This window comes from Bacillus hominis, from assembly GCF_018332515.1.
Lineage (GTDB): Bacteria > Bacillota > Bacilli > Bacillales > Bacillaceae_G > Bacillus_A > Bacillus_A hominis.
The window spans coordinates 1-5072 of sequence record NZ_BOQD01000294.1 but is presented as its reverse complement, the minus strand read 5'-3'; the positions used below and the strand labels follow the sequence as shown (position 1 = coordinate 5072).

The following is a 5072-nucleotide window of genomic DNA, read 5'->3' as shown; positions in this document are numbered from 1 at the left end:
CGTTAATGCGGGATAAAATAAAAAGCTGCTTTTCCTTTAAAGAGGAAGAGCAGCTTCTTTATTTTGAAAAATTTTAGACCTTTATATTATTTTTTTAAAACAGGTACCCATATCTCGCTTCTGAAATTCGGCGATGATACGTCTTTACTTTCATTCCACAATATTTCCGGTCCTTCCGCTAGTTCATAGTTCGAAGAAGGGAACCATTCAGAATAAATACGTCCCCATACATTTTGTAGTGCATCAGGAAATGGACCGACAGCTTCAAATATAGCCCATGTTGAAGCAGCGACTTCAAGTTGTTTGAATTGCTTTGGACAATCTTTTGTCGTAGCTACTCCAATATAGTGATCGAGTTCGCCTTTTTCCTCCATTCTTCCTTCAGAAAAGTTAGTAGAAGCACTAATAATTCCTGTAGGTTCAATATTTGAAAGTGACTTCAATGTTTGAATAGATTCGTGGTCTAAACTTTTCCACATAGAAGCAATTTCTTCATTTACACCGTTAAAAATAATTGGGACGCGCTTTTGTATACCAATGATTCGAAATGGCTCTTTTTCTTCAATTCGATAGTTCATTTCGTTTCCTCCTTGAATGGATAGTTGGAAGGTCATCGGTGAATAAGCTTTTAAAGAATGACTACTATTTCGGGTCTCTGAAGGTGTTATGCCGTGCAAGTTTTGAAATGCACGAGTAAATGAATCAGGTGAATTGTAGCCATATTTAATAGCGACATCAATGATTTTTACATTGCTGTTTTTTAGTTCAAAGGCCGCAAGAGTAAGACGTCGACAGCGAATATATTCCGATAGTGATATGCTAGCTAGAAATGAAAACATCCTTTTAAAGTGATATTCAGAGCAGAGAGCTAGCCTAGCAACTTCTTTAAAATCAATTTCGTGTGTAAGGTTGTCTTCAATGTACTGCATTGCTGCATTCATATTTTTAAGTGAATCCATATTATGACCTCCTCTGTACATAGAATAGCAGGAACGAAATAGCTCCATCCGACATTTCGTGCACAACTTTGTAGGTAGTTTTTTTACCTTACAAAAATGTAATGTTCCTGTAAGGAGAATGAATGGATGGTATGATATCCCAATGCTATAGTAACAAAGTACTTTCATTCAGTAGGTTAAATTTTTATGTCTTTACTTATGTGCCTTACATAACTGTCATGTTTGTGTAAGAAACATCGATAGTGGCAAGAGTAGAGAGTGTATATAGTTGAAAATAGAGAATAGAAGAAATGAGGGATGTCGGGATGAAAACAGTGTTAGAAGCAAAAAATATAAAAAAAGTATATGACACAGGTGGAAATAAATTTGAAGCGTTAAAAGGTATTAACTTACAAGTAAAAGAAGGTGAGTTCGTTGGAATTATGGGGCCTTCTGGTTCTGGTAAGACGACTCTTTTAAATGTTCTTTCTACGATTGATAATGCGACAGACGGTGAGATTTTAATTGATGGAAAAGATATCGTGAAGATGAATGATGATAAGTTGGCGTTATTTCGCCGCGATCATTTAGGTTTCATTTTCCAAGATTATAACTTATTAGATACGTTAACGGTGAAAGAGAATATTGCGTTACCTCTTGCATTATCAAAAGTAAAGGCTAATGAAATTGATCGCCGTGTTCTTGAAATCTCCAAGAAATTCGGTATCGATCATATTTTAAGTCAGTTCCCATACCAAGTATCTGGTGGACAGAAACAGCGCTGTGCAGCATCGCGTGCAATCGTTACAAATCCTAGTATGATTTTCGGGGACGAGCCGACGGGAGCACTTGATTCTAAATCTGCAACAGATTTACTTGAAAGCATGAAGTCACTAAATGAATATGATAACTCAACAATTTTAATGGTAACGCATGATGCTTTTGCGGCAAGTTATTGTAAACGAGTTATTTTCATTAAAGATGGTGAGTTATATAAAGAATTACATCGTGGTGAATTAACGCGTAAACAATTCTTCCAAAAAGTCGTTGACGTAATGTCTTCTATTTCTGGAGGTATGGCTGATGACCTTATCTAGCATTGCCCTCCGCAACATACAGCGGAACTTTAAAGACTACTTTGTATATTTTGCATCTATGATTTTTAGTATCGTTATTTATTTTACATTTAAGGCGTTGCAGTACAATTCACAAATGGAAAAAGCTGCGGAAGGTTCTAAAAAAATTAGCGGTGCGTTTCAAGTTTCCAGTGTCATGCTAATCATCTTCGTAGCGGTGTTCATTATATATTCGAACGGTTTCTTTACACGGAAGCGTAAAAAAGAAGTTGGACTGTATTCCTTATTAGGTATTCGTAAAAAACAAATTGGTAAAATGCTCTTTTATGAAAATATGTTAATGGGATTAATGTCTTTAATTATCGGAATTGCGATTGGTAGCGTTCTTTCAAAACTATTCCTTGAACTACTAGTAAGTATGATGGGATTAAATTTAAATGTTCATTTTGAAGTACCACTGGCTGCAATTGTTGATACAGCAATTATTTTCTTTGTGATTATATTGTATACATCACTTCAAGGATATCGTTTAATTTATCGTTTCAAGTTAATTGAGCTTTTCCGTGCAGAACGTGAAGGGGAAGCAATGCCAAAAGGATCTGTCATTATGGCGTTAATTTCAATTTTCTTAATCGGTTCAGGTTATTTCTTAGCATTAATGTTCATGAAGGCAGTTAAGTATGCAGACTTTATGGCAGTTGCCCTTTATATTTTACTTGCGACAGTATTAGGTACGTACTTACTATTTATGTTCTTTACAGTATTCGTATTAAAACGTGCAAGAAATAATAAATCATCGTTTTATAACGGTATGAATATGGTAACGACGTCACAGCTACTATATCGTATTAAAGGGAATGCAAAGTCACTTGCGACAATTTCTATTTTAAGTGCGGTAACATTAACAGCAGTTGGTACGTCAGTTACGATGTATTACAACACATTTACACAATCAAAAGAATTTACACCATACAGCTATTCTTATGAGAAAAAAGATGCAGAACTAGATAAGAAAATAAATGCGATTTTTGCTGAAGAGAAAGAGAATCATCCTGTAAAAGATCAATTTGAAGTTGAGATGGTTCCTGTAAAAGGAAAGTTTGAAGGAGATAAAGTTGATTTCATCCTTAATATGAACTACAGTATTTCAGAGAAATATCAATTTATGTCTCAATCTGAATTTAATAAACTTGCTAAAAAAATCGATGCAGAAACAGTGAATGTAGCTGCTGGTGAAGCATTTATATATGATAGTTCTTATATTGAAGGGTATGAGTTCAGTCCTCAATATAAAGGAAGTAAAGCGGTATTCCAAATTGGAAATGAAACGAAGAAATTAACGATTCAAGGTGCAAATACTAATGCAATTACGAACTTAGGTGAACTAGTTGTTGTCGTTCCAGATGAAATGTATGAACAAGCGAAGCAAGCATTTGGAACACGTGTTGTAAAAAATATTGATGTAAAAGATGAAAGAAACAGTAAAGTGTTAACGGAAAAATTAGCAAAAGTGATGCCAACTGGTGAATCAGAAATGGTACCACCATTTAGAGACTTCTACACTGGTTTCCATATGGGGCTTGAAGGAACTGGACTAATGATGTTCATCGGAATGTTCTTAGGACTTGTATTCTTACTAGCAACAGGCTCTATCATTTACTTTAAACAATTAACAGAAGCAAGTGCAGATCGTGAGCGTTACGTTGTCCTTCATAAAATCGGTGTAACGAAACAAGAGATGAAAAAAGCTATTGCAAAACAAGTGAGCTTTATCTTTGCGATTCCGTTAGTAATCGGAATTTTACACAGCTTGTTTGCATTAAAAGGTTTAGGGAACATACTACCATTTGAAATTATGATTCCGCTCCTAATTAGTATCGGAGTATACGGTGTCATTTATATCGGATATTACTTCTTAACAGTGCGTTCTTATTATAAGATTGTGAGTGCGAAGTAATAAGAGATAACTGTAAGAAAATAAAGAGCCATTTACCTGATTTTTTATGAGGTAAATGGCTTTTTTGATTTTGTATATGAGTACGACTAAGAGGGTGACATAATTAACGTGCATCAATTATGTCTATAAGACTAAAAGCATGTTTATGACCGAAGGTATCTATGCATATTACAGTACGTTTTAAAGGATGTATTTCCATTACGGTCATGTACATTGTAGGAAAATAACCCTTTTTATAATACGTGATCAATACTTCTGCTTCTGAAATGAATGAGCGTAATAAAGTGTCTTCAATTCTTTCTCTATCATCGTATGGTGATACTTTCCGCGATTCTTTCATGTCAGCAGATTGTTTAGACATAATAGTCATTTGAGGCGACTTGGATATATTTGCACTGCGCATGCTTTCTATTCTCCTAACAATATATTTTCTATATAGGAAGGGTAATTACTATGGAAGTAGCTGCTACTGATAATTCATAAGTACTTTATTTTAGCTTTACTATGTATAGAACGAAAAAAATATGGATTATTGGAAGACTAATTTGCTTAGTATTAAAAAATTACCAAATTTATTACCGTATTTATAGTACTTTGATTGCCATTTTTGTACTTTTTTGAATGGAGTTAAAACTTTATTTGGGAGGAAGGAGAATAAAGTAAATATGAGGTGAGATAAGTATTATACCTATCTCACCTCATAGTAAGAAAACGTTTTTTATATAACGGTATGATTTTCACGATATTGTCTAGGCGTCATACTCGTGATTTTTTTGAAAACTCGTGTGAAATAACTTTGGTCATTAAAATTAAGCCATGTACAAATATCTGATAATGGATATGTCGTTAATGTTAATAACTTCTTTGCTTCTTCTACTCGCTCTCTCTGAATATACTCACTTAAAGGAATCCCCACTTCTTTTTTAAATAATTTTGATAAATAAGTAGGGGAAATATGTAAAAGGTTAGCAAGATCATTGAGAGATATTTCATCGTAAATTTGTTTGTGAATATGATTTAGACATGTAGTAATGGAATTAGAATATACCTGATTATTATATTCTTTAACACGTACTGCAAAAGTACATAATGCATCCTCAA

Annotated in this window: 5 protein-coding genes; 2 read left to right on the top strand and 3 right to left on the bottom strand. The window is 33.9% G+C overall.

The window, feature by feature from the left end; translation table 11 throughout:
• Window positions 1–86: 86 nt before the first annotated feature.
• Window positions 87–959: an AraC family transcriptional regulator gene (locus KI356_RS22695; protein ID WP_212936533.1), complete on the bottom strand. Its 873-nt coding sequence runs from the start codon at window positions 957–959 to the stop codon at window positions 87–89.
• Window positions 960–1264: 305 nt separating this feature from the next.
• Between KI356_RS22695 and KI356_RS22690 the strand changes: the two genes are divergently transcribed.
• Both KI356_RS22690 and KI356_RS22685 read left to right on the top strand, forming a co-directional pair.
• Window positions 1265–2035 (top strand): ABC transporter ATP-binding protein, encoded by a 771-nt coding sequence (locus tag KI356_RS22690; protein WP_128282900.1) that lies wholly within the window; start codon window positions 1265–1267, stop codon window positions 2033–2035.
• Window positions 2022–3971 carry an ABC transporter permease gene (locus KI356_RS22685; protein ID WP_128282901.1) on the top strand — a complete coding sequence of 650 codons (1950 nt, stop codon included), beginning with the start codon at window positions 2022–2024 and terminating at the stop codon, window positions 3969–3971. Before KI356_RS22690 ends, KI356_RS22685 begins: the two co-directional genes overlap by 14 nt.
• Before the next feature lie 103 nt (window positions 3972–4074).
• Here the strand turns inward: KI356_RS22685 and KI356_RS22680 are convergent, their stop codons facing one another.
• Both KI356_RS22680 and KI356_RS22675 read right to left on the bottom strand, forming a co-directional pair.
• The gene (locus KI356_RS22680; protein WP_212936532.1) at window positions 4075–4374 is read right to left on the bottom strand and encodes a YolD-like family protein; all 300 of its coding nucleotides are present in this window, start codon (window positions 4372–4374) and stop codon (window positions 4075–4077) included.
• Window positions 4375–4689: 315 nt separating this feature from the next.
• Window positions 4690–5072, bottom strand: a 383-nt coding sequence (locus KI356_RS22675; protein WP_212936531.1) for a helix-turn-helix domain-containing protein, incomplete at its 5' end; no start/stop codon positions are given.

What these genes read in the sequence shown, in the direction of transcription:
- KI356_RS22695 (WP_212936533.1), bottom strand. Translation starts at nt 959, where the DNA reads ATGGATTCACTTAAAAATATGAATGCAGCAATGCAGTACATTGAAGAC.
- KI356_RS22690 (WP_128282900.1), top strand. Translation starts at nt 1,265, where the DNA reads ATGAAAACAGTGTTAGAAGCAAAAAATATAAAAAAAGTATATGACACA.
- KI356_RS22685 (WP_128282901.1), top strand. Translation starts at nt 2,022, where the DNA reads ATGACCTTATCTAGCATTGCCCTCCGCAACATACAGCGGAACTTTAAA.
- KI356_RS22680 (WP_212936532.1), bottom strand. Translation starts at nt 4,374, where the DNA reads ATGCGCAGTGCAAATATATCCAAGTCGCCTCAAATGACTATTATGTCT.